The organism is Paenibacillus jilunlii, assembly GCF_900102965.1.
GTDB classification, from domain to species: domain Bacteria; phylum Bacillota; class Bacilli; order Paenibacillales; family Paenibacillaceae; genus Paenibacillus_AQ; species Paenibacillus_AQ jilunlii.
In genome coordinates, this window is the sequence record NZ_FNGM01000023.1 from 40,866 (window position 1) to 66,361 (window position 25,496).

Annotated in this window: 21 protein-coding genes; 6 read left to right on the top strand and 15 right to left on the bottom strand. The window is 50.7% G+C overall.

Annotated features, from left to right (window positions below):
* Positions 1–52: 52 nt before the first annotated feature.
* From BLQ82_RS33015 to BLQ82_RS33020, 12 genes are all read right to left on the bottom strand, one after another.
* Complete coding sequence (locus tag BLQ82_RS33015; protein ID WP_062519667.1) at positions 53–1,207, bottom strand: winged helix-turn-helix domain-containing protein; 1,155 nt, start codon at positions 1,205–1,207, stop codon at positions 53–55.
* Positions 1,208–1,252: 45 nt separating this feature from the next.
* Positions 1,253–1,963, bottom strand: a complete 711-nt coding sequence (locus tag BLQ82_RS27210; RefSeq protein ID WP_062519671.1) for a YjgB family protein — start codon at positions 1,961–1,963, stop codon at positions 1,253–1,255.
* Between the two features lie 644 nt (positions 1,964–2,607).
* Complete coding sequence (locus BLQ82_RS31180) at positions 2,608–8,235, bottom strand: chitobiase/beta-hexosaminidase C-terminal domain-containing protein (RefSeq protein WP_167544737.1); 5,628 nt, start codon at positions 8,233–8,235, stop codon at positions 2,608–2,610.
* A gap of 260 nt (positions 8,236–8,495) precedes the next feature.
* Positions 8,496–9,200, bottom strand: coding sequence for an alpha/beta hydrolase (locus BLQ82_RS27240; protein ID WP_062520063.1), 705 nt, complete (start codon positions 9,198–9,200; stop codon positions 8,496–8,498).
* Positions 9,201–9,247: 47 nt separating this feature from the next.
* Positions 9,248–9,676: a hypothetical protein gene (locus BLQ82_RS27245; RefSeq protein ID WP_062519977.1), complete on the bottom strand. Its 429-nt coding sequence runs from the start codon at positions 9,674–9,676 to the stop codon at positions 9,248–9,250.
* A 128-nt stretch (positions 9,677–9,804) separates the two neighbouring features.
* The gene (gene abc-f, locus BLQ82_RS27250; RefSeq protein ID WP_062519979.1) at positions 9,805–11,631 is read right to left on the bottom strand and encodes a ribosomal protection-like ABC-F family protein; all 1,827 of its coding nucleotides are present in this window, start codon (positions 11,629–11,631) and stop codon (positions 9,805–9,807) included.
* A 409-nt stretch (positions 11,632–12,040) separates the two neighbouring features.
* Positions 12,041–12,349, bottom strand: a complete 309-nt coding sequence (locus BLQ82_RS27260) for a hypothetical protein (RefSeq protein ID WP_062519983.1) — start codon at positions 12,347–12,349, stop codon at positions 12,041–12,043.
* 7 nt (positions 12,350–12,356) lie between these two features.
* Entirely contained in the window at positions 12,357–12,914 is a 558-nt protein-coding gene (locus BLQ82_RS27265; RefSeq protein ID WP_208810782.1) for a P-loop NTPase family protein, read from the bottom strand.
* Positions 12,915–12,945: 31 nt separating this feature from the next.
* Entirely contained in the window at positions 12,946–13,107 is a 162-nt protein-coding gene (locus tag BLQ82_RS32205; RefSeq protein ID WP_157243753.1) for a hypothetical protein, read from the bottom strand.
* Between the two features lies 1 nt (position 13,108).
* Positions 13,109–13,357, bottom strand: a complete 249-nt coding sequence (locus BLQ82_RS33270) for a class I SAM-dependent methyltransferase (RefSeq protein WP_082722532.1) — start codon at positions 13,355–13,357, stop codon at positions 13,109–13,111.
* Positions 13,358–13,387: 30 nt separating this feature from the next.
* A complete protein-coding gene (locus BLQ82_RS27275) occupies positions 13,388–13,876 on the bottom strand; it encodes a GNAT family N-acetyltransferase (protein ID WP_062519985.1) in 489 nt (162 codons plus the stop codon).
* 474 nt (positions 13,877–14,350) lie between these two features.
* Complete coding sequence (locus BLQ82_RS33020) at positions 14,351–15,259, bottom strand: L,D-transpeptidase family protein (protein ID WP_062519987.1); 909 nt, start codon at positions 15,257–15,259, stop codon at positions 14,351–14,353.
* A 196-nt stretch (positions 15,260–15,455) separates the two neighbouring features.
* Here BLQ82_RS33020 and BLQ82_RS33275 point away from each other — a divergent pair, with 196 nt between their 5' ends.
* Both BLQ82_RS33275 and BLQ82_RS27290 read left to right on the top strand, forming a co-directional pair.
* Positions 15,456–15,947, top strand: a complete 492-nt coding sequence (locus BLQ82_RS33275) for a hypothetical protein (protein WP_425281112.1) — start codon at positions 15,456–15,458, stop codon at positions 15,945–15,947.
* Between the two features lie 182 nt (positions 15,948–16,129).
* On the top strand, positions 16,130–16,720 hold the full coding sequence (locus tag BLQ82_RS27290; RefSeq protein ID WP_248845147.1) for a lysozyme: 591 nt from the start codon (positions 16,130–16,132) through the stop codon (positions 16,718–16,720).
* A gap of 373 nt (positions 16,721–17,093) precedes the next feature.
* On the opposite strand, the gene BLQ82_RS27295 is transcribed toward BLQ82_RS27290, so the two are convergent.
* Positions 17,094–17,702, bottom strand: a complete 609-nt coding sequence (locus BLQ82_RS27295) for a chloramphenicol phosphotransferase CPT family protein (RefSeq protein WP_062519989.1) — start codon at positions 17,700–17,702, stop codon at positions 17,094–17,096.
* 338 nt (positions 17,703–18,040) lie between these two features.
* Here BLQ82_RS27295 and BLQ82_RS27300 point away from each other — a divergent pair, with 338 nt between their 5' ends.
* Positions 18,041–18,718 (top strand): hypothetical protein, encoded by a 678-nt coding sequence (locus BLQ82_RS27300; protein ID WP_062519991.1) that lies wholly within the window; start codon positions 18,041–18,043, stop codon positions 18,716–18,718.
* 137 nt (positions 18,719–18,855) lie between these two features.
* Here the strand turns inward: BLQ82_RS27300 and BLQ82_RS27305 are convergent, their stop codons facing one another.
* Both BLQ82_RS27305 and BLQ82_RS27310 read right to left on the bottom strand, forming a co-directional pair.
* Positions 18,856–19,848 (bottom strand): NAD(+)/NADH kinase, encoded by a 993-nt coding sequence (locus tag BLQ82_RS27305; protein WP_062519994.1) that lies wholly within the window; start codon positions 19,846–19,848, stop codon positions 18,856–18,858.
* A complete protein-coding gene (locus BLQ82_RS27310; RefSeq protein WP_062519996.1) occupies positions 19,845–20,900 on the bottom strand; it encodes an SPFH domain-containing protein in 1,056 nt (351 codons plus the stop codon). The genes BLQ82_RS27305 and BLQ82_RS27310 overlap by 4 nt, the downstream gene beginning before the upstream one ends.
* 274 nt (positions 20,901–21,174) lie before the next feature.
* Here BLQ82_RS27310 and BLQ82_RS27315 point away from each other — a divergent pair, with 274 nt between their 5' ends.
* The 3 genes from BLQ82_RS27315 (at position 21,175) to BLQ82_RS27325 (ending at position 25,325) form a co-directional block, all read left to right on the top strand.
* On the top strand, positions 21,175–22,212 hold the full coding sequence (locus BLQ82_RS27315; RefSeq protein WP_062519998.1) for an ABC transporter substrate-binding protein: 1,038 nt from the start codon (positions 21,175–21,177) through the stop codon (positions 22,210–22,212).
* Between the two features lie 240 nt (positions 22,213–22,452).
* The gene (locus tag BLQ82_RS27320; protein ID WP_062519999.1) at positions 22,453–24,117 is read left to right on the top strand and encodes a helix-turn-helix domain-containing protein; all 1,665 of its coding nucleotides are present in this window, start codon (positions 22,453–22,455) and stop codon (positions 24,115–24,117) included.
* 698 nt (positions 24,118–24,815) lie between these two features.
* Complete coding sequence (locus BLQ82_RS27325) at positions 24,816–25,325, top strand: GNAT family N-acetyltransferase (protein ID WP_062520001.1); 510 nt, start codon at positions 24,816–24,818, stop codon at positions 25,323–25,325.
* The last annotated feature ends 171 nt before the right edge of the window (positions 25,326–25,496 follow it).

The window sequence follows — 25,496 nt, forward strand, 5'->3', positions numbered from 1 at the left end:
GAACAGGTTCATTCGTATGACCCTACTGTAACGGGGAATTGTCAGAGAATGATCAGAGGGATTTCAGGACCTGCTGCAGTGTGTCCTCCAGAGAGGGGTTGAACCGGTTCAGCCCGGATTGTTCCAGCTCTGCCATAAATATTTCTTCATATTTATGCTGCAGCGCTTTTGGGGGCGGGAACATACGGCAATAATGCACAATCCGGTACAGCGCATATAGCCGCAAAGGAATGAATCCGGACATCTCCAGCACCTGCAGCCCCTCACTGAGCAGGTTCTCTGCCTCACGCCATTGTTCCAGCCGCAAACACCAGAGGCCCTTCACCACTTTATAGCTCCCGATTTCCCGGAGAAAAGGCTTTTCCTGCAGAATGACGCCAATCGCTTCATCCATCCGCTTAAGCTCCTCATCTCCGGTACCGGCCACCAGATGCACGAACAGCTCCGTAATCAACGTCACGGGAATGAAATTGTCATAACCAAGCTCAGCAATGACCTGATGAGAACGTTTCAGACGCTCCAAGGCCCGCTCCGGTTGTCCCGCAAGGGTGAATAGGTCCAGAATGGTGAGAATCTCCAGCTCCAGCTGATAGTTAGGGTACAACAGCTTCTGCTCAATCACCTGCTCGCAATATGCAAGCCGCTCCTTGGGATCACCGGATAAAAAGTAGAAGATCATCAGATAAAATAGCCGTTCCTTGAGCGGAACTTCATCCGTATGCAGCAGCCATTCCAAATCTCCCTGCACAAAATGAATGACCATGGTATACACCGAGTCCAGCTCATAGCCAAGTATATCCTGCTGACGCGCTAGTGTTACCATGGATTTGCCCTGGCCGTATACATGAAATTTGGAAAATACGCTGCGCATGGTTTCCCGCAGCTCCGGGTCATTCATTGCGGGATTTAGGGCTACGCCGGCAGGTGTACCCGGAACGGCAAGACTGTAGCCAAACCCCCGGACAGTCTTGATGTCCAGGCCGCTGAGGACGTGCAGCTTTTTGCGCAGGCGGTAGATATGGTCGTCCACCGTACGTTCTACCGGATATTCCATCGGCCAGACTTGGTCCAGCAGCTGCTCCCGGCTGAAGGTGCGTCCAACATTGCGGTACAGAAACTGCAGAAGAGCGAACTCCTTGGGCAGCAATGTAACCGTAATCCCGTCTGCCGTAACTTTGTATTCGCTGTTATTTAATTCAAGATGCATAGCCGAACCTCTTTTCCAAGGATAAGTCCATGGAAGTATTATAGCTTATCCGGCCATATTGTTAATTGAATCCTGTTCAGAAAATACGGAGATATGATCCACCGTACCCGAGGCCTCCGGTATGATAAATTTCAGCTCATATTGCTTGCCTGCCTGATACATATAGATTTTATCGCCGCCGTTCACGGCCGTATTCTCTGGTTCGCCAAGCACAGCTTCAATCTCCTTCAGTGTCAATTTCTGCAGGTTGGCGGCACTGGAGCGGACATCAAAGATCCGGCTGCCTTTGTTGAAGCCGAAGACCACATGTTTTTTGCTGTACGTTGCGTATATCCCCTTGCCCGCAGCCTCTTTGGTGTCCGGCTCGCCCCATGCAGCCTCCACGTCGTCAATTAATCCGGTGTGTGCGGCATATTCAACATCAGGCACTTTGCCCTCCCGGGCCAGTTCAAGGAGCTCTTCAAGCAGCTTACTGCTGTCTTGGGGTTCTGCCGCTGAGGAAGCAGAAGCACCTCCGCCAGCAGCACTGGGCGAAGCAGTAGACAATGCTTCCGCCGGGGCTGCGGACGGTGCAGAGGAGCTGCTTGCTGCCGGCTGCGGGGCTGCCGGGGCTGCCGGGGCTACCGGGGCTGCCGTTGCCGAAGCCGCTGCCGGGGAGGCGGTTGCCGCATCGTTGCTGCCGGAGCTGCAGCCGGTAAGGCCCAGCATACCCGCTAATATTAGAATTCCGGTAATTGTTTTCAATGAGGTTGTCATATTGTTGTCATCTCCTAGAGTAAGTTAGTCTCTCCGTATAGACCGGCTGTTAGTTCAGACGGCTGGCTGCAAGTAAAGGTTGCAGCAATAAGCCATGGTCCAATGTGTCAAGCAGAAACGGCTTCGCCGTCCTTGACTGAATTCGACAGCCGTTTTGGATTTCTGTTTATCGCTGCATGGAGGCCCTGTATAGATCGTTCGGCAATTCCAAGTGGAAAAAGGGGCACTAATTTGCTCGAACACCCTATTCTCCACAGGCGAAGTGGAAAAAGGATAACTAATCCGGCTTATTTCGCCCCTGACGAAGGAATATGAATCCATTAAGTTCCCTTTTTCCACTTTAATCTCACAATTGTTGATTTTGAGGAGAAATAAGCTCCCTTTTTCCAACTAAATAATTTGAACTTAAAAAAGTAGGGATGGAAGCAAGCAGGCCCATCCAGATGCAGAGGCAGAGGCAGATGCGGATGCCGATATGAGTCTTATGCAAATCTCTTTGAATTAGGCCAGAGTTGAAAAAAGGGAAGTATATAAATTAAATATGGGGCAAGCTTCGCTTCCCCCAAAACATATAAATCCTGGCTTATATTTAGAAAAAAACACCCCGGCTGCCAAGCAGCCGGAGGTGTTAGGGTGAGTTTTAGTTATATCAGATTGGACTTCTGCAGCAGTCTTTGGACAATAGCAGCAACCTCTGCTCTTGTAATATACGCCTGAGGTGCCAGCTCTGAAGCGCTGCGTCCGGAGACAATGCCTGCCTCAATACTGTCCGCAGCGCTGGTCTGCGCCCACTGCGAGATTTTGCCGGCATCCTTGAACGGACCCAGCAGTTCTGCCGGCGATTGGACCGGAAGCTTGTCTTTTAACGAGGTAAGCTTCATAGCCTTGGCTATGATTGCCATCGCCTGTTCCCGGGTGATCTTGTCCGCCGGACGGAAGGTACCATCTTCAAATCCATTGATCAGATGGTAAGCATAAGCTGTTTGAACCGCGCTGCTGTACCAGGCTTCGGCTTTCACGTCCTTAAATGATTCTGTGCTGTTCTCCAGCTTCAGTCCCAGTCCGCGTACGACAACAGCGGCAAATTCAGCGCGTGTAATATCGGCATCGGGATCGAACAGCCCATTTCCGGTACCGTCAATTATCATCCGCGAGCCCATGTTATTTACGATATCCTTGGCCCAATGTCCGGCCACATCCTTGAATTCCAGCGGATGCCAGATGATCGAGTAGGTGCTGTTGGTCAAGCTGTTCACTTTTGCATAATACTTTTGGTTCATAGTAGTAACCTTGGTTGGCACATGTCTTACCGATCCATTTGGCTCCACTACGATGGCTGTAGTAATTTTGTTCGGGTCCACTCCATCCGGAAGTGCAATCTGCCGTTCGACGTAGGCGCCGAATTTGGATATTTCGACCGTTTGCCCGCCATATTCGGCCCGCACCACAAAATTAAGCGGTGGAGCAACCAACGTGAACCCTCCCTGAACTGCAGCATTTTCTACAATTCTTAATGTATCCTCCGCAGGAGCAGCAATTTCAAGTTTGACTTTAATATCCGCGAGAGCAACTGCGGTACCGAACTGGCTTCGGATCGTATCCATGTTGATTTGCTCTGCGGGCAGAGTGTAGGTTGCATTTTCACTTTTCAACTCTAGTACTGCCTGTTTGTCTTCCATGTTTTTGACCATTTGACCGTTCAGCTCGGCAATGACAATATCCGATTTCATCGTTACCGGAATCGTAATTACAGCGCCTCGGCCTTCTGCTGCAAGCTTTTCCTCCAGCTTAGCCTGATCAATGACTACAGTCAGAGCCGCCTGTCCATTTACGCTGCCTGTTACAACTGTTCCGGCCTTCTCCGCCTTGCCGTTGACAAGAATATCAAACCCGGTGGCCGCCGGTGATGCTGTCGGTGCCGGTTGTGCAGTAGGCGCAGCAGGAGAGGTGTCTCCGCCGCCGCTGGAAGGGGCGACTGGCGTTACTGCATTCGACAGGGCAGAGACAGCGCTGCTGCCTGCGCTATTGACCGCTTTTACCGTAAAAGTATACGCCGTCCCGTTAGTGAGTCCAGTGACCGTAATGGGACTTGCGGTTCCGTAAGCAACAATATTTCCCGGTGAGGAGGTTACCTCATATCCGGTAATTGGACTGCCTCCGTCTGAATCAGGGGCTGTAAAGGATACCACCGCCTCACCGTTTCCGGATACGGCTGTTACATTTGCTGGTGCTCCCGGAGCCGTTTTTGGAGTAGCGCTTAGTTCATTGGAGGCTGCGCTGTCCCCTTCAGCATTGGCTGCTTTGACTACAAAATAATAGGTTGTTCCATTCACCAGGTTCACCGCATCATAGCTGTAGACAGATCCGCTGACGGTACCGACTTCGCTGCCATATTCCGCATCAGCCAGTCTTTGGAAGATTTTATACCCGGTCGAGCCTTCCACAGGTGTCCAGATTAATTGGACCTTAGCGTTACCGAATACTGCGGACTGCAGAAGAGGTACTCCGGGAATTGGAACCGTTGTGTCGGTAATTGTTATGTCCAAAGTCTGCGCTGCTCCTGCGCTAAATCTGAAGGTTAAGCTGGTGGAGCCTGTCGCCAAAGAAGCGAGATACGCTTTAGAGATCGTTACCGTACTGCCTGACAGCGTATAATCCGTTCCTGCAGTAAGATTCGCTATCCCGTTTGAGATTCCAATAAGGGTATTTCCATTCAATGTCAATTCAATGGTCACATCGGCCTGTTGGGTCTGTTTTTTGTCAAAAGCAGCACTCACCGGGCTAATGATACTGTCCTGTTCCGGTTCAGCAGAAATGGTATACGCTTCGCTCATCACCGCACTGTCCGTCATCCCCGATTTCACCGCGATGGCCTTAATCGTCACCGCACTCGTGACCGCGATCGGACCACTATAAACTGGGCTGCTGACCGTCGGCACGCTGCCGTCCAGCGTGTAGTGGATCGCCGCTCCGCTCGTCGCACTGCTCAGCGCAACCGTCGTACCCGGTGCTACCACACCTCCGGCTGGATTCGCCGTTGGCGCTTCGGCCTGCGCCATGATCGTATATGCTTCGCTCATGACGGCACTGTCCGTCATCCCCGATTTCACGGCGATGGCCTTGATCGTCACCGCACTGGTGACCGTGATCGGACCGCTATACGCCGGGCTGCTGACCGTCGGCACGCTGCCGTCCAGCGTGTAGTGGATCTCCGCTCCGCTCGTCGCACTGCTCAGCGCCACCATCGTGCCCGGTGCTACCGCACCTCCGGCTGGATTCGCTGTTGGTGCTTCAACCTGCGCCATAATCGTATACGCTTCGCTCATGACGGCACTGTCCGTCATCCCCGATTTCACCGCGATGGCCTTAATCGTCACCGCACTGGTGACCGTGATCGGCCCGCTATAAACTGGGCTGCTGACCGTCGGAACGCTGCCGTCCAGCGTGTAGTGGATCGCCGCTCCGCTCGTCGGACTGCTCAGCGCAACCGTCGTGCCCGGTGCTACCGCACCTCCGGCTGGATTCGCTGTTGGTGCTTCGGCCTGCGCCATGATCGTATATGCTTCGCTCATCACCGCACTGTCCGTCATCCCCGATTTCACCGCGATGGCCTTAATCGTCACCGCACTCGTCACCGGAATCGGCGCACTATACAGCGCGCTGCTGCCCGTCGGCATGCTGCCGTCCAGCGTGTAGTGGATCGCCGCTCCGCTCGTCGGACTGCTCAGCGCCACCATCGTGCCCGGTGCTACCGCACCTCCGGCTGGATTCGCCGTTGGCGCTTCGGCCTGCGCCATAATCGTATACGCTTCGCTCATCACCGCACTGTCCGTCATCCCCGATTTCACGGCGATGGCCTTGATCGTCACCGCACTGGTGACCGTGATCGGACCGCTATACGCCGGGCTGCTGACCGTCGGCACGCTGCCGTCCAGCGTGTAGTGGATCGCCGCTCCGCTCGTCGGACTGCTCAGCGCCACCGTCGTGCCCGGCGCTACCGCACCTCCGGCTGGGTTCGCCGTTGGCGCTTCAACTTGCGCCATGATCGTATATGCTTCGCTCATCACCACACTGTCTGTCATTCCCGCCTTCACAGCGATGGCCTTAATCGTCACCGCACTCGTGACCGCGATCGGCCCGCTATAAACTGGGCTGCTGACCGTCGGCACGCTGCCGTCCAGCGTGTAGTGGATCGCCGCTCCGCTCGTCGCACTGCTCAGCGCAACCGTCGTACCCGGTGCTACCGCACCTCCGGCTGGATTCGCTGTTGGTGCTTCAACCTGCGCCATGGTACCCGTTGTCGTCATAACCAATTGTGAATTCCCGGATAGAATCACTCTTCCATTCGCCTCCATCAGCGAATAAATCAGATTCGGATCGATGGAAGACATGTCCACACCGGCATTTTGCCAGGTCGAACCGTGGTCGGCAGTGTAATATACGACGGGATTATTGCTGCTGTCATAGGCCAGCATATAGAGATTATTACCTTTTTGCCCCAGCATGGCTGAGGATGAAAAATAGGTATACGCCCCCGTTAATGTCGGACTGCTCCAAGTGGTTAGATCGTCGCTGGAACGGGAAAAAACCTCATAGGTGCTTGAATCATAACCCGTCAAAACATATTTGCTTCCATCATACAAAAGGTTATTGAAACCGTCCGTCTGGTTGGGGTATGCCCCGGAACGGTTGACCCAGGTTTCTCCATCTGCGGATGTCCAAATGCTGGCAGCATTCAAATAACCTTCATCACTATACCCGTATCCTAGAGCAATAAATTGATTATTGGTGTAAGCGATGGAGTACACTGCGTCTATGGACTGCACGGGCAGCGTGGGTTCATGCCAGGAAATACCGTCTTCCGATGTTTTTATCTTAGGGCCTCCCGCACCGGAACCTACCGCAACGAATTTCCCATTGCCAAAAGCGATATCCGTGATGGAGGTTGAATCATTTATACCGCTTCGCAGCGTCCAGGTGGTTCCGTCCGGCGAGGTGGCAAGCGCTGTGGTCGTCTGATTGTTCTCACCGATTGCGACATAGGTGTTATTTCCGTATGCAGCTGCTGTGAAACCTGTCGTCCTCGGGGACAGCGTTACCTGGTTCCAATCTGCAAGATCCGTCGAGTTCCAGATCGCCCCGTCGCCGCCTGTTTTCCCAACCGCAACATATTGTGAGCCGCTGCCATGAACAATTTCTGTAAAAACTCCTCCCCATTTATAACGCCAATCTGCGCCATCTGAGGACACGAGCATTCCTTCATTACCCAAGCGGAAGTACTTTCCGTTCAGAAAACGTGCGTTCTGCGTAACAAAATAATTTTTGAACGGCTGCATGGTCCATGTGGTTCCGTTCGTCGATGTATACACTGCCCCATAGTTTGGAGACTCATAACCGAACATGTAATACTTAGTACCATCGTAAAAGCCATTAAACATCTGGTTGTTATGTTGAGAGGCATTCTGTTTAAAAGGAGGGCCTAGCAGCGTAAAAGTGGAGAGATCCGTAGAGGTCCATATGTAGGCCATCGGATCTGAAATATAATAGCGGTCATTCATCCAGGTCAGCATGTTGGTGCCAATGGACTGTCCGTCAGCGGTGGAGGGCTGGGTCGAGGTCCAAGCCGTGCCATTCGTGGTGGAGTAAATTCTTCCGTTGGCTCCCCCTACGGCTAACCGTGTCCCGCCATTTCCTACGGTAACTTTGGTTAACGTGAGCGAGGAGTCCACGCCCGTTGGAACGATGGTAGTCCAGTTGATTCCGTCCGGTGAGGTCAGCAGCTTCCCTTGTGTTGTCGCGTAGAAGGCGCTGCTTCCATTAAAAGTGAAAAATTCAGTACTCCAGATTCCAGTAGTGACTCCCGAGCTGCGCTGAGTCCACGTGTTGCCGTCCGGCGAGGTAAGGATCACCCCTTCACTTCCCGTAACAACAAATAAACCATTTCCATAAGCCGCCCCGTTAAAAGTAAAAGAACCCGGAGCCGTCACACCTGTGTAATTAATGTCGGCTTTGGTTTTGACATTCACCCAGGTTTCGGCATCTGCCGATTTGACAATTGCCCCGTAATAGCCGACTGCGATATACACGTTGTTGCCGTAAGCCATTGCTGACATTGCATTTGAAGGCAAGCTGCTATAGCTCGTTGTTGTAAAATTGTCCGGCGTAGGACCCGCAGCGTACAAATCTGCCGGACGTAAACAGAAAAACACCGCAATCCCAAGCAGGAACATTCCGATAAGCGAGTGTCTTGAATGTTTGAAGCTCCTTTTCATAATTCTGCCTCCAATAATTTTAATAAATCTAGGATGACCGGGCATGTAAACCCTTTAACGATTCCATAATTCGACAGCCTTCGGCACAATCCCTTTAATTTTTATATTAAAAAATGAGAATTACGAAATTTTATTTTAAGGCGCAATTTTCCCGTCTTCTGAGCATAAAAAAAGAGCATTTGACGGATTTCTCCGTCTAAACGCTCTAGGAAATGGGATCAGAAACCATTTTTCCATTGCAAGTGAATAAGTTTTGCTTTTTACCTAATATGTTCTTTCAGCCACTGCTGGAAGAATTGCAGCTGCTCTTTAGTGTGAAAATAATGTTCCCCATGCTCCATCACTTGTAGTCCGCAATGAAAGCGGCTGGCAAACGCAGATACAACGTCAAACTCGCACAAGTTATCGTCAGAACCATAAAGAATGGAAGTTGGCTTATTCCAAGTGTCAACCGGATGGGAGTTAACATAGCAGTAATAATCCCAATAGAGTGTCTGCCCAACGGGTGCAGCAACTTCTTTTTCAGCCTTTAATCTGTCCTCACTTATGCCGAACCATGCCATCATATTTTCAATAATTCTTTTCATGTCCAGCACCGGAGATAAGAACAGACACTGTTTAAGCGGCAGGTTACGATAAGCAAGCAAGCTGAAATACGCCCCCATGCTGCACGCAAAAATACTTATGTCATCCGATAGCCTTTGTGCGTAACGCATGATTACATCAAGATCATGAACACAATTTTGGACTTTGCAGCTATAGGCTTCTTCTTTGCGGTCACCGTGTTCGGGTAAATCAAAGCTGATTACTTGATACCCTCGTGCTGCTGCTTCCCCGGCAAATATAACAATTGCATCATCTGCCTTGTTTGACATATTGCCGTGGATAGCCAAAAACAACTTGTCTGATTGGTCTCCCCACAAAATTGCGGGGATCCCCTCTATTCTAAATTCCTGTTTTGCCATCATATTATCCCTCGTATATTAACGTCTCTGCATCAGTCTTGCCATACTCATTGCTTCTGCACCTCAAAAGTAAACGTCCACGTCGCCGTATTTCCCGAATAGCGCCCCCGGTTCTCGACTACAGTCACTTCCACGGCTTTGCTGATGTCTTTGGTAATGGCCGAGGCTTTAATAGAAGCAGTAGCTGTGGCGGATTCCGGGATCTTATCCTGCTCTTCCGCATAGGCTTTCAGCTTCACGCTTTCTGTTGATTTCAGGTCCAGAACCACGGACGAGTCTTCGCTGATCTCTTTGCCGTTAATAGATGCCGTGGTATACCATTCATTGCCCACATGATTGTTTTCGGTCAGTACCGCACTGACCAGAGTAACTTTGACCTTTATGCTTTTGGACGCCGCTGAAGTAGACTGTACCGGTACGGCCATACTGAAGATTAGCATCAGCAGTACCATGATTTTGATTCCCTTGTTCCTCATTTGAGAGTGCCTCCCTCATATTTTAGCTGTATTCAATATAGATTTCGCCAAAATAGGACATGATCCTCTATCCCAGCTGTAATTTTTTGGTTTCGTTACATTATCCGTACCCACGAAGCGGGCGGGGTCTATTGCAGCCGTTGAATGGTTCGCCGCAGCTCAACAATTTCGGCCATCAGTTCCCGGTCCTCCTCCTCCGTCTCCCTGGGTTCGCTGTGCATCAGCTGGGCGAGCCGCAGCTCTAGCAGACGCAGTTCTCCTTCCCGCAATTGCTCATCCGGTGTAAGCATAAAGCTGCGCTCCTTGGCAGCATATTCTTCATAAGTGCCCGGGAACAGCCGGGGCTTGCTTCCCCGTTCCAGCAGCAGCAGACGGTTGGCTACTGCGGCATGAAGATACCGGTCATGCGAGACGATAACGAGTCCGCCGGGGTAGGCGGCAAGTGCTTCCTCTACCCGTTCCCGGGTGTCGATATCCAGATAGTTGGTTGGCTCATCCAGCACCAGCAGGTTGGCACGGCCGAAATACAGTCGGAGGAAAGCCACACGGCATTTCTCGCCAAGGCTTAAATCACCGATCCGCTTGAACACATCCTCCCCCGGGAACATGAAGCAGCCCAGAATGGTCCGGGCTTCCGTCTGGGTCATGCCCGGCAGCTCCAGCAAGCTGTCCAGAATGGTTGAAGACAGAGGCAGATCATCCAGCTCCTGGGCAAAATAACCCACCCGCGTGCGGGGATGCCTGCGCATTTCGCCGTGATCAGGTTCCAGCAAGCCGGCGATCAGCTTCAGCAGTGTGGACTTGCCGGCACCGTTCGGGCCCAGCACCGCAAGCCGGTCCCCCCGCCGCAAGGTCAAATTGAAATTCTCCAGCAGCGCAGCGCCTCCGCCGTAAGTATAACGAATACCGCTCATATCCAGAAGAGCATCCCCCCGGAAAACTTCACCTTCCAATTTCATGCTTAGCTGAGGCGCGGCCTGCGGCCGCTCCACCCTGTTCAGCTCCAGGCGCTCCAGACTTGCCTCCTTGGCGTGAAGCCGGGAGACATTCTTTTTCGCTTTTGCGCGCCGGAAATCGTTCTGGCCGGCGGCGCGGTGAGCCTGCTGGAACCATTCGGCGTACCGCCGGATGCTCTCCAGCAGCTTTTCCTTCTCCAGCTCCTGCTTCCTGTACTGCACCGCCAGCGTCCGCGCCTCTATCCCCTTTTGCTCCCGGTACTGTGTGTAGGCTCCGGGATAACGGCGGCAGCCCTGAGGGCCCAGCTCAAGCACCGCCGTCGCCGTCCGTTCAATGAAAGTGCGGTCATGGGAAACGAAGAACACCGTCCCTGGATAATTCCGAACCCACTCCTCCAGCCAAGCCAGCGTTTCCTCATCCAGATGGTTCGTCGGCTCATCCAGTACCAGCAGCTTCGGCTGACGGGCCAGCAAGGCAGCGAGTTGAACTCTTGTCTTCTGCCCCCCGCTGAGCTGGCGGTAAGGCAGGTTCCATACCGCAGCATTGAGCCGCAGATGGCCAAGAGATTTCTCTGCCTTGGCCTCCCAGCCGTATCCGTCCAGTTGCATATATCGCTCGTAGACCTCTCCGTATTCGGCCACAGGTGCTTCATCCCCGCCGTCTGATTCTTGGAGCAGCCACCCAAGCCGCTCTAATCTGCGCTTAAGGTCATTCAGCTCTGGCGAACCGGACAATACATAATCCAGTGCGCTGATATCTGACTGAATCTCCAGCTGCTGGTCCAGCACGCCCCACTCCTCCGGCGGCAGACCGTAATAGACGCTGCCTTCGTCAAAAGGATGCCGTCCAAGCAGCCCCTGCAGCAGTGTCGTCTTGCCGATCCCGTTGCGCCCGAAGAGCAGCACGCATTCTCCCTCCGCAATTTCAAAGGAGACATTCGCGAACAGCGGAATACCGTTCCATTCTTTGCGTATATTTTTAACTTTGATTAAGGTCATATCCATTCCTCCGCTTCCATGTAAATACAAAAAAACCGCAGCCAGCGGCCTGCGGCAGAGCATGTATGAAGGAGGAAAAGATGCCATGAAAACAGCGCCGAGGACTGCTCCGCCCGCGTAATGGCAGGGCAAGCCGTCAACTGTTGGCTGCGTTCATCTGTAATAAGCATCGTAAGCTCCCCGATCGACACACGTATCCCCTGACCGTACGCCCCCAAAAGGCGTCCCGTGGCTTGTGCATAAGCACAGCACTAATTAATGGTCATTTGAGAAGGAAACGTGTTAGTTATTCATCAGTCGGGTGAACCTCCGTAGTTGTCCGAAATGTACTAATGCTTACAGCATAGTCAATGCCTCAGGCAGAATCAAGGGTAAGAACTGTTTTACTCAAAGTTTCCCATCATCTTAATCACTTTAGCAGCGGTACAGCAAACGGCAGCAGAATCAACAACAGCGAAAGGCTGATCAAGCTGCGCGTCAGATGCTGCCCCAATCTCTGATTTTTGTCTGACTTGAACCAGCCCCTGAACTGCCAATAGTTACGGTACAGCACAAAAAATAGAATAATATTCCCCACCGCAGCGCTCCCGGGATATATTGTCCAGCCATACAACAGTTTAAATACGGCATATTCCAGACCGCCCAGAAGACCTATCGTCAGTACCAGCAGAAAACACATCCGCAGCAGTTCCAGCATAAACGTTGCCAGTTTGCCCAACCCTACATCACCTCTCTGTCTGCACAGGAACGTTGGCTCCGGTTTCAACTAAATCGTTGTAAAGGCTGAACCACTGCAGAATTTCCTGGTTATTTTTGACAATTATCCGCTTGTGCCTGTATTCTTCCGTCAGTTCCATAATCCGGGGCAAATCCGCCCGCACATACTTCCTGTTCCATTTAAACAGCATCTCATTCAGATTCCTGAAGGTTTGCTTGTAATTACCCTGCTCCAGGCCAAGTCTTGTCTTGACAAATCTCCGCACTACCCGCCAATCCTGGGTGACCCGGTTAGGCCTGATCAGCACAATAAAGTCCGCCTGCCGGAAGCTCTCGCTCCCCCATTTATAGTGAACCCCTTCGATGATCCAGGAGTCCATAGCCACAATTTCTGCGAGCTGAGCATCCCTAACCTCCGGGGTGTTCCTGCAGTACGGGGTACTTCTGTCCCATACAAAATTATCCGTTTCAAAGTAAGGGACGCCATATCGCTTGGATAATTCTCTGGCCGTATAGGATTTTCCGCTCCCACAGCCGCCAATGATTCGAATTCGGATCTTTCTCACCTTCCATAATGAAAATATTCGCAGCCCATGATCATTGCTTCTCGGCAACCCAGACGGTCCATCTGTCTTTTTCCTCGATCGGCTGCACTGTAGGCTGCACTGTACCGAGCCTTTCCTTCATGAAGCTGACCAGTTCTACCAGCTCATTGTCCGTCAATTCATGCAGAATGGATCTTCCCTTACGCTGCAGCAAATCAGCCTCGGTCGAAAAGGTACCCTCTAGGATGCGTCACACTCCCCGTTAGCGCGCAGTCTTCAGGAGTCCGGTCCTGAACGATTAGCCTGCCTCCCGGTTTCAATACTCTCCACGCTTCAAGAAAACACTGGTCAAGCTGCTGTATATGATGAATCAAAGCACGTTGCAGCAGCACGTCAATACTGTCTGCCCCAAGCCGGGTCTCCAAAGCGCTGCCCTGTACAAAGGATACGGCTATCGTGAAAATCCATTGGCATGTTCAGCACCATCCTTTTTTTCACAGCGGACGCTGCATCTCTATCGCTGCTATTTTCTCGCCCTTCTGATTAAACACTATCTTATACCCGCATGGGTTAAAGCCGTTTTTGCAATAAAACAGCAGGGCTCTGGTATTGGCGTTGTGGCAGTACAGCTTCAGGTTCTGAAGTCCGTGCGTAAACTTCGCCTCATTCATCATTGTATTGATCAGGTAGGCCGCAGCGCCTGTGCTTCTGTATTCAGGACTGACCATGACATTTCCCAACCAGCAGCTCCGGGAATCCTCATCCTTATCATACAAATTTGCATATGCCAGCGGTTCAGGATTGCTGCCCGACATAATTACGGTTGGGCTGTACCGGTTCTCCAATCCACACAAAATCTGATCCGGTGTGAGCGGATAGTGAAATTTGGGACCGGCGTAGAACAGCTCTTCCGGATTCCGCACGAAGCCACAGATGGCTTCCAGGTCCTCCGGCTTCAAGCTGCGGTAAGCTAAAGCGGGCATAAAGTATTCGCTCCTTCATTCGTTATGTCCCTCCAGGGGTCTGTATCCTTCTTTTCTTCAATATTTATCCTGTAATTCCTGCTGAACCGAAGCCGCACTAACTAAACCACAAGCAGAAACGGCTTCACCTTCTTCAAAAGGGGGACCCGTTTCAGCTCATGTTCCAAAATCAACGGGGGCACACTGGAGGCGAGGGTTGTTGTACAATAGCGAGATTAATATCTTTTTGCTCACAACTCTCGTCTATATCGCGTGGTTAGGACAGCATGGTTGACTGTGCGATTTGGCTTGGGTTCTCTGCAGACGCGATTAGCTCTCTTCACGATCTATCCAGGGCTGATGGAGCCCAACCCTCCTGCACCGCCTATATCATCTGAAGCTTTCAAGTTTGGTATTGCATAATTTCCTAAAAGGTAAAAAAGCAGCAGGCATTCGCCTACTGCGTTTTAAGAATTGTACGAAGCTGAATCCGCCTTAAAAAGTGACGGTGGCATCCTGCTTGCTCCATTTAAATGAAAGACCGAACAGCTCTGTCAGGCTGCCAAGCGGCAGATACAGACGGTTGTTCACATTTTTGGACGCGGTCATGGATATCGTTGTGCCCTGAACCACCGCTTGGGCGGTCAGCGGTTTATGCGTTACGGTCCGGTTCCCTATAGTAATCACCAGAGCACCGGTTCCGGCATCCTTCGTAAGTGTACCTCCCAGTAAAGCTACGGTTTCCCTCAGCGGAACAAAAACACGCGAATTCTCCACGACGAAATCATTCTTCAGCTTCGAAGGTTTACCGTTAATAATGAAGGTACCTGCGAACGTTGTGGACCCGATAGAATAGCCGCTTTTGACAGCAATGCTCTCCAGGCTGAGTGTGGATGAGGTAATCACCACCAATGTATTCTTAGCAATCTGCGGGTACAGCCAGTGGATATCTTCATTGTGCATCCGGATGCAGCCGGCACTGACGTATTTGCCGATGGAGGATTCGTTATTATTGCCGTGGATCGCGTACGTTGTACCCTTTGTGCCGTTCACTTCCAGACCGAGCCAGCGGTCTCCCAGCGGGTTGGACGGATCGCCTCCGGGGATATGCTCCTTATAATAAGGCCTGTTTTTGATTTTGACGACAATTTTGAAGCTGCCTTCAGGCGTGAGGCTCTTGGATTTGCCTGTGGCAACCGGAAAAGTCCGAACCAGCTTGCCGCTGCTGAAATAGCCCAGAGTGTTCGTTTTTTTGTTCACAATAATCAGATCCGAGGCTGACGATGCCGATGCGGTGGCCGCTCCTGTGAAACCAAACGTAAGCAGAAGCATAAATACAAGCGGCACCGTGATGCTGTGTCTCCAAAAAGTCCTCGGTCTAGCTAATAAATCATGCAGATTCATGCTGCCCCTCCTCCAGGTTATAGGTGTGTATGGAAGCCATTTTCTACATAGACGAAAAGAACCCGCGAAAGTTGCTGGGCTGCCTGTACCTTTCTTTTTCAACTCGTCCCTGGACAACAAGCATGAATAAACCTTACTTTCATCACAGATAATAATATCGCATTAAAAAAACAAACCTGCCAAGGAGGCAATCACTTTGAATTCAAACATTTCCAGCCAGGTCAGCCAGTGTGAACAAATTATTCAGCAGTTGATCTCCCAGACTCAACAGGCCAGCCAAAACTATCAGCAGCTTCTTCAACAGGAACAGCAAAATGTTGCTAAGCTTGAAGAATTGGCAGACCGTGAACGCAAAGCCAGCCAAATAATCCAGCAGGCCCTGCAGGGTCATCAAACGGCTGTACAGCAGCTGCAGCATGCATCCCAGCTGGTTAGACAGGTGGAGCAAAATGCCCAAACTTCCAGCTTCAGCACTGGGGCTCAAGGATTCAGCACAGGATCACAAGGATTTAATCCATCCTTCAATCCATCCTTCAACCCGGCCTTCAATTCTTCCATGAACCAGCAGCCATCACAGATGCTGCACAGCCCGCTCAATTCATCCTTTAGTTCACAGCAGGTGCATTCACCAATCTCTTCAGGCCAATCCTTTGGTTCTTCCATGAACCAGGGACGCAGCTTCCAGTAATAGCTAACACATGATTTAAGAAGGGTCTCCGGCAAGCCGTTTGGCTGGCGGGGAGCCCTTTTTTTGTTATCCGGACGGCAAGCTTACCGGTCCGGCCCAAGTGCTGGGCTTATGGGGTTCATACTGAAGACCCCAGAGCGCCAATATATTTTATTCCATATGCTCATTCTCTAATTTCAGGAGTGATTATTACGAATCTAGGAACCGGTGGAGCAACCCTTATCAAATCGCATGAGGGAATTACCTTGAAATTTTATGGAGATCCTTATGGGTATCCAACAGTTGGATGGGGACATCTGATAACAAAGACTAAAACATATACTAAAAATACATCAGGTAATCCAAATACGTCTCTTCTAACTCAAGCAGAAGCTAATGCTCTATCAAGCTCTTTAAATCTAGGTTATACTTCACCAATTTCTCAGTCTAAGGCAAATACTTTTTTTACTGAGGATACTGCAAAGGCTGTAACGGCAGTAAATAAATTGAAACTGAATTTTTCACAATCTCAGTTTGACGCACTTGTTTCGCCCACTTTTAATGGAGGTCCTGGGGTGCTAGAAACCAATGATGTAAAAGCTATGCTTGCCTATAAGCAAATATATCCAACTTTTAGTGGTCCACTTTCAGCAAATGAAATTGATACTTGTTCAAAATTGGTCAGCAAAGCATTTTCATATGATAGAAAGCTACAAAGACGAAGAATTGAAGAAGCAACTTTATTCTGTAAAGGCAGACAGTATACTCACAAATATCCAGTATATACACTATAGTTCAATCGTATTACGGCATAAACAAGAAAAGTCAGCCTAAAGAGGCTGACCTTTCTTGTTTAAAAATTAGCACAGAACAAATTACATAACCTTAATTCATTTAATCAGTAATTTTTTTAAGCTCAAAAATAGTTGCCTCTGATAACAAGATAAGCCTATCGTTATTAACAACAAAATAACTTACACTTACAGGTATGCTAAGTTTTGTAGAAGGGTCACCTACAACTATTGCTTTTACTACATCATTTTAATTAACCGGCTTACCGGTAAGAGCGGCTGAATCCCCAACGGCCAGATATATGTTCGGTGAAAATAAAGTATTAGACTAGAGTCGTTGATTTAACGCGGTTTTTGAATTGAAAAATCGTTTGAACTACTTACTTACACTTTTCCCCTTAATCAACTTCTTAAAAGCAGTGTATTCTTTATTAGATCTTATAAAATTTAATATCTCATTGGCACACTCACTCGATCTCATTATTTCAGTATTGAATTCAAGATCATATTCATTAAAGCAATACACGTTATCATATTGTGAACTTGCTAAGCCAACCTGCCTGTCTCCTCTAAGTTGTTCTCTTCTAGCAAGTTCTTCCTTTGAACATTTAACTACTACGAATATGACAGGGTGATCTGATAATAATTCAATACAAGTATTGAACCATTTGTCATTACCTATAACAGAATCTACAACTACGTTGTTTCCCATCGCTGAAAATAGTTTTATTGTCGAGTAGTATAATGAAATCAACGGATCTGCAAGAATTTGATTTACTAATTGTCCATCCTCTGCACCATTTGTTTCAATACTCGGATATGTACTGTTAATGAAATCTTTATAACTATGAAATAGCCCATTAATAAAATTATCAAATGATAAATGTTGAAATGGGATATCAATTTGAGTTAATAATTCATTAGATATGCTTGTCTTTCCAGAACTTGAAGTACCATTAAGAAGAACTATAATCCCTGGCTTCAATAGAATCCGCCTTTCATAATTTTATTTTTGCGTATTTTTCAGCTAGCACTGTATTTACGAACTTCACGAGCAGGATAACGCAACCATTAGATGGACTTATGGTTCTCATATGATACAATTTACCCCAGAAGTATCTTCGCGGGTTAATGAAAAGCAGCGGTGATGAACTAATAGGAGACCAATACAAAAAAGCGGTAGTTTTATGGATATGCAATAGTTTACTATAGGATCTTATTCCTCGGTTCGTCTGAACCGATTGTAACGGAGATTCACTTCGCAGACAACTGGTGGCACTACGCGCCGAATGGAACTTGGTACTAAAAGGGGGGGCAGGACACATGCGAGAAGAACAGGAAATATTCGCGGGCAAGGGATATAACAGGTCGTACGCAATTGCTACGGGTCTACCGATTTTGAATGTTAGGGGTAGCATATCGCGTGAAAGTTACGGCCAACTACCGTTTCCGTGGGTGTCAACGGGCATCAAGATTGATAAAGAACAGATGTTGGAAACCGTTATGAAGCAGAAGTCACTCGAGTATTTGTTCAAGATGCAATTCAGTAAGGAGGAAATGACCGACCGCAATTTGGTTGTAGGCTGTTATGAATACAAGAATCCGAATGACAAGGAACAAATAACGCTGTATGCGCTGGTTTCGTTGAAGGAATTTCTCGCGAGATACGGCGATGAACGGGCATTGGAGATTCTGATGCGAGTTGGCTGCCCATACGAGAAGATTATGGAAGAATGCGATGAAGCCATTGAAGAACACTATGCAGTGTTGCGCCGGTCACTTCATTTGAAGAATCTGAGGGACAAATATGACGTCGTTTACGAGTGGGTTGAAGAGGACGGGCAAAAGACGTATATAAACAGATACACCAAATCGAGTTATACAAAGATTAAAGCTGAATCATTCGTAGAGTTGACCAAACTCTATGATGAGCAACGGAAGAAGGATGCAAAGAAGACGTTCTCGACTCTGGAGCCGTTAGAAGCATTCATGCAAGCATAATAAAACCACCCCTTTACGGGGCAGTCAGAGTGTCGAGAAACCCAGGTCTTTTCATGGCCTTGGGTTTCTTTTGTGTTTCAATGTCGGCGTGCGCTCGGGACCCCCCCTCTTCTTCGTCTCCTGTATTGGAAGTTATATCAATCTGGTACCACCAGCCGCCCGCGCTTCTCGCCAAGTGTTATCGTCGCCTCGACACCGGAGTTGAACTCCAGGAAGTCGCTCTCGACGCCGTCGCTGAAGATGACTCCGTCCTCCGGCATTTGCGAGGTGATCTTCAGCGGGGCCCGGCTGCTGATCTGTCCAAAAACCAGCCCGGCCGAAGTAGTCCGGCTGGGAAAAGGCTCCCGAACCGTAAAGTACAGGTTCGGGTGATCCCACGGAAGCCGCTGCTCTATTCCGACAGCTTCCGCAACATCTGCTGCCCGCGCTCCGCCGGCTGCAGCCCCGGCCATCTGCAGCTGCGCCGCGCTGCGGGCAATCCCTGCGGCTCCGGCGAGCACGCTTTTGAGCCAGCCGGTGGAGCCCATCCCGGTGGAGATGATAATGCCGCTGGAGGACTGCTGCTCAGCGACACCGTTCAGCTCCACCTGATAGCGGGCCGAGACATGGGTCTTGCGGCCGACGAACAGATCGTTGACGCCGTAGAGGCTCTGCCCGTCGTTAAGCTGCGCCTTGGCAAGCGTGACCTCACGCACCTGGCGCTGCCCCCGGAACACCTCCGGCACCAAATGCCGGAGGTCCTTAACGGTGAACGGCAGCAGCACACCGTCCCAGCGCTGCGGATCGGGATTGACCCCGATCAGCGGCTGCTCGTGTAGGTATTTTAGCGTATTGGCTACAAGTCCGTCCTGCCCCAGCACGACTACGGTATCCTGATCTCCAAAGATAAAGTTCGGCACATGCTGGCGCTCCAGCAGCTGTACCCGGCCCACCGCACCCAGCTCAATAACTGCGCTCTCCACCGCCTTGCGGTAATGAAAATCCTCGCTGATATAGTCGCTGAAATCCGCTCCCAGCCGTTCAATATAGAATTGGGCCTGCTGAATCGTATTGTAGCGGACCACCAGCTCTTCGAGGCGGGTCTTGCGCTTGATCAGGATGATTTTGTTCTCTGAGCTGCGCGTGCTCATCGGCCCCCGCCTCCTCTCGCGGCGTTCCCGCCGTTTCCGCCCGTACCGGCCATCAGTCCCTGCAGCAGATCCGGCGAAATGTTCAGCTGTCCGATCTTGCCCGCATTTTCCGCCAGCTCCTGGAAGGCAATCGCAATCAGCTTATCCGGCTTCATGCCCACATTGGTCAGAGCCTGGAGCACACCGGGCGCTACGCCCTGGAGCGAATTCATTACCGCCGACAGCTCGTAGGCTTTGGCATCCGCTTCGGCTCTTTGGTTGGCAACAGTCAGCCCGATCAGCTCCTGCTTCTTCGCTTCAAGCGCTGTATCGAAGCTGAGCTGCTCCTCTTTCATCGCATTCTGCTTTTGCTTTACTGAACGCTCGGCGTCGAGCTGGGTTTCGCGGATTTGCTTCTTTTTCGTCTCGACGGCAATTTCCGTATTCAGCTCGTTCTCCTTCACGCGGCGCTCCTGCTCAATGGAAGCATTGCGGCGCTCATACAGCGCATTGTCCGCACTGCGCAGAATCTCTTCCCTGGCCTGTGCCTCTAAGGCGCGCAGCGTTTCTTTATTTGGCACAATTGCCAGAATCGACAGGCCCATCAGCTCGATGCCCAGCTTCCCGATCTCCTCATTTCTTTCAATCTCCTGGGTAATGGTCTTGGCCAGATGTTCGCTGGACTGAATCGCTTCGCGCAGCGGCAGCTGCTCCAGCTGCTTTTTCGTCAGCACCTTGGCGATATTGATCACACGCTGCGCGAGCTTGCCGGGATCGTCGGACAGGTACGTATTTTTGCGTAAATTATAAGTGTAATTGAGGATCTGTGTGGTCTTGCGGTAGTCGACAATCCGGTAAGTCAGCTGTCCCTGGACGGTCACTGTCTGGTAGTCATTCGTAATCTCTTCAAACATGAACGGAACGTCAATCGAGGATACCGGGACCACAACCACCGAAGTCGTAGGCACATAATAATAAAAAGAAAGACCTACTCCCTCACGCACTACTTTGCCGTTCTTGACCTTAAGTACATACTCGCTGGGCTGGAATTTCACGAATCTGAATCCGAACATGGTCATTACCTCCTGTGAATGGATCTGGTGTTTTATGTTATTAACATTTTGTTATTAACAACATCTTAGCACATGTTTTTGATATTATCAAGTTGTTAATAACATTTATATGTATGATCTGCACAGCCTTTTGCACAAAAGCAAATCACTCTCTGCATTTTGTCCATTGAGTCACAGGACACTTTATTTTATGATAATTCCAGTTGTTCGTTAGTGATAATGATTATCATCACCGTCCACTATCATGCTGCAAAACTTTAGGGGGCAAGATTCTATGAGAAAAATAAGACAACCTTTCGCCGGATTATGCGTCATCCTGCTGATGAGCATTGTGCTGCTGGCTTGCGGTAATTCAGAGAAACAATCAGGAGGCAACGCTGCGGACACTGCGGCCACCCATTCCGGGAACAACGCAGCCGTTAGCGACGCCCCCTCTTCCGGGACAACTGGCAACGCTGCTGCTGATACTACGCCAGGGATGCGAGCGTATACGGATTACAAAGGCCACAGCATGGAGATTCCCGTGCAGCCTAAACGTGTGATTTTTTCGGGGGAAACCTATGGCGACCTGCTGGCGCTGGGTGTACAGGCCGTGGGTTATCCTCTTTCGATGGGCGAGGGCCAAGTCTATGAGGACAAGCTGCAGGGCGTGGAGGATGTCGGGTTCCCGATCAACCTGGAGAAGACCCTGGAGCTTCAGCCCGATCTGATCATCTACGCGGGAACGGATGAAGCGGATTACGAGGCGCTGTCCAAAATCGCACCTACGATTATCTTCAACACCTTTGCTCCCCTGGAGGAACGGATGCTGGAGATCGGCGGTATTCTCGGCAAAACGAAGGAAGCGGAAGCATGGCTGGCGCAGTATAAGACAAGCGAGCAAGCCATGTGGGAGCAGCTCCAGTCAGCGGGCATGAAGCCGGGCGAAACCGCCTCTGTCTTCACCTATTATCCGGGTGACCGACTGTTTGTAATGGCGGCAACCGGGCTTTCGCAGGTACTCTATGGTGAGAACGGCTTCAAGCCTGCGCCCGCCATCCAAAAGCTGCTGGATGCAGACCCAGACCTGGGCTTCCAGGAGATTTCCATGGAAGTCATTGGAGAATATGCGAGCGACCGGATCTTCATCCTGACCCCTGTAGCCGATGAAGCGAAGCAATCCACGGAGAAGCTGATGCACAGCAAAGTATGGCAGAGTCTTCCCGCTGTGAAGAGCGGACAGGTCTATACACAAGATATTATGAAAACCTCCAGCGATGCGACGACTAGAGAATGGCTGCTGGGTGAAATTCCCCGGCTGTTGAATAAGTAGTCTTTTCACTTTCCGGTAAGAGCAGCTTATGTTTGCAGAGCGGGCCTTGCCGCAAAAAGACTTGGCTTAGCTCTGCCCGATGCAGTTGCCTAAACATGAAACCATACGCTTGGCTGCTGCAGACAGCCGGCAGCACCGCATAAGAAGCTTATCAACACCTGTTGATAAGCTTCTTTATTTTAGATACAATAAAATTCATTGATAATCATTCTCAATATCTTGAAAGGTGGGGAACCGCTATTGCCGCAAGCCCACACAAATCCGGCTCCATTTCGTTCCCTGCTGTTTCAACTGGTGGATACCCAGTTGGTTATTGAAGCTGCTGATTCCTGCTCTGCGCCGCAGACTCAATTGCACCATACCCTTCTCGTTGTTACAGGCGGCTGCGGGCAGCTGCGTATCAACGGCGATTCTCTACCGCTGAGAACGGACAGCTGCTGGCTTCTGACTCCAGGTGACTCCTACAGTACAGACAACAAGGGGATGTCGCTGTATTATTACCTGATCTCATTTTCAGCTGTACAGATGGGGGATCAGCCAGGGCTCTATAGACAGGAACTGCTTCCGGGGAGACGGGAATTAATCGTCCACCCCTTTACCAAAGTACTCCGGCTGGCGGAAGAGCTGCTCATGAATAGAGAGTGCCAGGAGGAGGATGTGCAGTTTTTCAGGCAGCAGCTGCGGTTTCAGGAGCTTCTTCTGCTGCTTTTTGAGCATAATTATTCTTCCCGGCAGATCCCAAGCCCGGCTCAATCTGTTGAAAGCACGATCCAATACTTGCAGGACCACTATATGGACAGCATCACGGTGAAGCAGCTGGCGGAAAGGGCCAATGTCTCGCTTTGGCAGTACACGCCGATTTTTCAAAAGCTGACCGGCAAGCGCCCTCTCGATTACCTGACCGAGCTGCGCATCAGCCACTCAAAGACACATTTGCTGGAATCCGCTGAACCCTTGCGTGAAATTGCCCGGATGGTGGGTTTTTCCGATGAATATTATTTCAGCCGCCGCTTCCGTCAGAAGACCGGAGTCACGCCCGGCCAATATGCGCAAACCCATCGCCGGAAAATCACGGTCAAGGACTGGACTGGCCATATCGTTGACATTCCCGAGAGAGCCAAGCGGATGATCTACCACGGCGAAACGCTTGGCGACCTGCTTGCGCTGGGGGTGAAGCCTATCGGCGGAGATGAGATATTTGCAAGTAAAAGCGTCTACAGCCACCGGACCAAAAAGCTGGCCAATGTCGGATTCCCGCTTGATCCTCAGCTGACCCGCTCGTTAATCCCCGACCTGATCATTGTCGCGAATGCTGATGAAAAGCTGTATGCAAGCATAGCCGGCATCGCTCCAACGCTTACCTTCGATTCATTCGCGCCGCTCGACAGCCGCATGCGGATTTTGGGGCAATGGCTGGGTAAGCAGCGCGAGGCCGAAGCCTGGCTGGCAGCCTTCCACGCCAAAAACGCTGCCATGTGGCAGCGTCTCTATAGCGATATCCTCCGGCCGGGCGAAACCGCATCCGCCTTATTTTATGATCATGGCAACCATTTGTTCGCCATGGGCATGTCAGGGCTGTCCACTGCCCTGTATGCTCCGGGCGGCTTACAGCCGACAGAGGAGATTCAGGGCATTCTGGACCAGGAGCTGGGCTTCGCCGAGGTTGATCCGGCGGGGCTGCACAGCTATGCGGGGGACCGTGTCTTCATGCTCATCCCGGAGCGTGAGGACTCCCGTACAGCCATGGAGCAGCTGATGCAGAGCCCGGTCTGGCTCAGCCTGCCTGCCGTGCGGAAGGGGCAGGCTTACCTGCTCGACGGGACCAAGTGGAACTCCGGAGATGCATTGACCCGGGAGCGGCTGCTGACTCTGCTGCCCAAGCTGCTCAGCGGGCAGTCCCGTTGAGGCTGATCCGCCCTGGCTGTCGTGCAAGATCCGTTCAAAGATGATGCGCTTCTATTGCACTCCGTGCAGAAGACCCTACCGAAAACAGTCTAAAGCAGCTTAAAAACAGATTCTATTGCACTCTGTACAGCAGATCCCGCCGAAAACAACCCAAAAACAGATTCTATTGCACTCTGTACAGCAGAATCTATTGGAAAAGGGGCTTTTGTTCCGAAATTCAGAAATCTGCTGCACGAAATACAGCAGATTGTGTTTCAGCGGAAAATAACGGGCTTTCTATTGCACAAAATGCAATCACTCAAAAATATTTTGTGTTAAATTAGGCCGTCTCCGGTGCAGCATACTCAAATCGCCGCACGGAGACGCCACGCTCCTGCATGCTATCCGGCAGTTTAACGGTTAAGCTCTACATTCCCGGCCCCACGCCAACTTTTCAGCACTGCCCAGCAGCTCCACCTTCGGAATTTCCCCGGCCAGCAGTTTGCTCTGATAAGTTAAGTTGTTCCATCCTCATCGTCCGGTTCACTTCCCCCCGGCTTTAGTTAGTAATTGGATTATGCGGCGTGCTGAATTGGAAATGTTTAAGCATTAATTATTCATACCGGCCATGTAATCTATTATTATATTTTTTGATTTGTAAACTTTCATCACACAGATATAATAAAAAGAACACTTGTATACGAAAGGAAGTATTGCGGATGAGCCATGACATTATTATCGAACAGCTTGAGGAATTACAACCGGAAATTATACAGCAGTTGAACACGCTGATTATAGATGTGGTTGCGGACGGCGCCTCTATCGGTTTCCTGCCTCCGCTTGGAGCAGAGGAAGCGGAAGCTTATTGGCGGGGAGTGCTGGCTCCTGACGTCCGGTTATGGGTCGCACTTGAGGGTGAAACCATTGCAGGCTCGGTGCAGCTGCACTCTGTATCCAAGCCGAATGCGCCGCACCGGGCGGAAATTGCCAAGCTGATGGTGCATCCGCAGCACCGCCGAAAGGGCATCGCCCGCAGGCTCATGGAGACCGCGGAGAAGGCTGCGGCGGCAGATGGCCGGACACTTTTAGTGCTGGACACACGTGAGGGTGATCCCTCCAACCTGCTCTATCAGTCACGCGGATTTGTGGAAGCGGGCAAAATCCCCGACTATGTTATCTCCGGCGATGGCGAGATGTCCGCCACGGTGATTTATTACAAACATCAGTAAAACAAGCGAGCAGCAAGTAAAGCGGAGACTAAGACTGGACGCAGCGTACGGCAAGAATACCGACAAGCCATGGCTGCGAACAACGCTTTCCCGGTCACCCGTTTGTGACCGCCCAGCGGCACGCTTCCGGCAGGATCAGAGGTATTTATACCTCTCATTTGGCCCAGCTGC